General features: G+C 25.3%; 1 protein-coding gene. It reads right to left on the bottom strand.

The window, feature by feature from the left end:
- Positions 1-381, bottom strand: a 381-nt coding sequence (locus tag N2692_03180; protein ID MCX8016266.1) for a hypothetical protein, incomplete at its 3' end; no start/stop codon positions are given.
- Positions 382-530 lie beyond the last annotated feature (149 nt).

Genomic DNA, 530 nt, shown 5'->3' with positions numbered 1-530 from the left:
AAATTCACACAATTTAAAAAAAAATAAATATTCAAAAAATTTTAAATTTTTAGAATTTTCAGAAAATTCACACAATTTAAAAAAAAATAAATATTCAAAAAATTTTAAATTTTTAGAATTTTCAGAAAATTCTAAACAAAAAAAGGTGGAAGAATAATCTTCCACCTCTTTTCCATCCTCTTCCAGTTTTGGATACCTTGTTCCAGTTTTTGCTGAAGGTGTGATTAACTTAATTTGGATATCGCATACAGCACCTCTTAATAATAGTGAACCTTCAGTAAATCCAAAGTCCACACCATCCAATACTTCCATATCTTCACTTTGTAGTAATTGAGCGATTAATTTTGAAGCCTCTAATTTTGCCATTCTTTTAGTATCCATTTTTTTGCCATTAAAACCAACTCCTTTTCATTTATTTTTTCTTTTCTATATTTATATTATATCATGTAAGTTGGGGAATGTCAAGTACTTTTTTTATTTTTTTAGTTTTTAATTTTTTTCTCTTTCCCCTAACCACATTATTATTATAT

The organism is Patescibacteria group bacterium, assembly GCA_026415775.1.
In the GTDB taxonomy this organism is placed as follows: Bacteria; Patescibacteriota; Minisyncoccia; order UBA6257; family JAAZHW01; genus SKW32.
The sequence above is the reverse complement of the archived record's forward strand: the minus strand, read 5'-3'. Positions and strand labels throughout refer to the sequence as shown.